The organism is Streptomyces sp. UH6, assembly GCF_013421635.1.
GTDB lineage: Bacteria > Actinomycetota > Actinomycetes > Streptomycetales > Streptomycetaceae > Streptomyces > Streptomyces abyssomicinicus.
This window is the reverse complement of sequence record NZ_JACADT010000984.1, coordinates 1-2,096: the sequence shown is the minus strand read 5'-3', so window position 1 is coordinate 2,096 and position 2,096 is coordinate 1. Positions and strand designations below refer to the sequence as shown.

Genomic DNA, 2,096 nt, shown 5'->3' with positions numbered 1-2,096 from the left:
CGGAGGGAGAGGGCGTGCGCGTCGTCGTCCAGCGGCACCGCGACGACGGCGCGGGCGGCGCCGGTGATCTCGCGGGCGCGCTCGGCCATCAGGCCCAGGACGTCGGCGCGGCCGGTGCCGGACATCAGGCTGTGGGTGATCTCGGCGTTGGCGCGCAGCCACCGCTCGCGCAGCCGGGACTCCTCGTAGAGGCGGGCGTTGTCGATCGCCACGCCGGCCGCGACGGCGAGCGTGGAGAGGACCGACTCGTCGTCCTCGTCGAACTGGGCGCCGCCCCGCTTCTCGGTCAGGTACAGGTTGCCGAAGACCTGGTCGCGCACCCGGATCGGGACGCCCAGGAAGCTGTCCATCGGCGGGTGGTGGCGCGGGAAGCTGTGCGAGGCGTGGTGCTCGGAGAGCTTGGTGAGCCGCAGCGGCTCCGGATGGCGGATCAGCTCGCCGAGGATGCCGTGCCCCTCGGGATAGGGGCCGATCTTGGCGATCTCCTCGTCGCTCACGCCGATGGTGTGGAAGGCGGAGAGACGGCGGCCGTCCGGCCCGATCACGCCGAGCGCCGCGTACTGCGCGTCGACCAGCACCGCGGCGGCCTCGACGATGCCGTGCAGCGCCTGCTGGAGGTCGAGTTCCCTGCCCACCGAGAGCACGGCCTCCAGGAGGCTGTGCACGCGGTCGCGGGTGCCCCGGGCCGCGTCCAGCCGGGCCTGCACCTCGCCCAGCAGTTCGTCGAGCCTCAGCTGCGGCAGCCGCACCCGCGGCTCCAGAGCTTCCTCAGCCACCGGTCGGCCCCCTCCATGCTTCTCCGACAACGGGTTTCTCCGACAACGGCCCGCAACCGTGAAGATTACGTGACCGGCACCGGCTCGTGGGGCGAGGGGCCGGGAAAGCCCGTCACCCCCGCGCGGCACGCGCGCGGGGGTGACGGGGCGGGGCGGAGCCGCGGGAGGGCGGGGGTCCGGGGCGTCAGCGCCCGGCCTGGAGGGCTCCCCACGTGCCGGATCCCACGATGCCGTCGACGGTCAGGGTGCGGCTGCTCTGGTACTCCCGGACCGCCGCGTCCGTGCCCGGGCCGAAGACGCCGTCGGCGTCCACCGTCCGTCCGAGCGCCGCGGTCAGGCCGCGCTGCAGGCGTTCCACGGCGGCGCCGGTGCTTCCCTGCTGGAGGACCGGCTTCGTTCCGGCGGTGAGCAGTGCGGTCCAGGTGCGCCTGCCGACCACGCCGTCGGCGGTGAGGCCCTTGGCGGTCTGGAAGGACCGCACGGCCGTGGCCGTGCCGGAGCCGAAGATCCCGTCGGCCGTGCCGGCGTCGTACCCCTGCTGGTTGAGCAGGTGCTGGGCGGCGCGGACGAGGTCACCGGTGGACCCGGTGCTGACCGAGGTGTAGGCCGGGAAGGTGAGCCGGACCTCGCCGCCGGAGTTCGAGCCGCCGACCAGCTGCATGTAGTACGACCAGTCCCAGTACGGGCCGGGGTCGGTGTGGTCGTTGCCGGGCACCTCCACGTGGCCGACGATGTGCGCGCGGTCCTTGGGGATGCCGTAGCGGTCGGCGAGGTGCTTGGTGAGGGCGGCCGACGAGCGGTACATGGCGTCGGTGAACCACGCGGGATCGCTCACGTACCCCTCGTGCTCGATGCCCACGCTGTAGGGGTTGCCGGAGCGGGCGTGCCAGGCGGTGTCCTTCTCGCGGACCGACTGGGTGACCTGGCCGTCCGAGGAGCGGATCGTGTAGTGGGCGCTCACGTCGGAGGAGGGGTTCTGGAACCAGCTGATGGACCCGGCGTACGACCCCTGGGTGACGTGCACGACCACGTGGGTGATGGCGGAGGTGCGGCCCACCGTGTAGTTGGAGGCGTCCGCGGGGACCCACAGGGCCGGCGCGTAGTCGGTGCTCTGCACACCGAACTCGTCCCCGGCGGCCCGCTCCAGCTTCCCCCGGTCGGGTTCCACCGTACGGGGGGCGACCCGCACGGTCTCGCCGCCCGCGGTGCGGGCGGTCAGGCCCTGGCCGAGGAAGTCGTAGACCGCGTCGGCGTACAGCCGGGCGGTCGCGTCGTCCTCGGCGCCGCCGTAGGCGGCCACGGCCTCGTACCAGGCCCCCG

Annotated in this window: 2 protein-coding genes; both read right to left on the bottom strand. The window is 73.6% G+C overall.

Features of this window, described 5'->3' with window-relative positions; translation table 11 throughout:
• Window positions 1-776, bottom strand: a 776-nt coding sequence (locus HW445_RS28315) for a GAF domain-containing protein (RefSeq protein ID WP_180223704.1), incomplete at its 3' end; no start/stop codon positions are given.
• Window positions 777-960: 184 nt separating this feature from the next.
• A partial coding sequence (locus HW445_RS28310) for an N-acetylmuramoyl-L-alanine amidase (protein ID WP_180223703.1) occupies window positions 961-2,096 on the bottom strand: 1,136 nt, incomplete at its 5' end.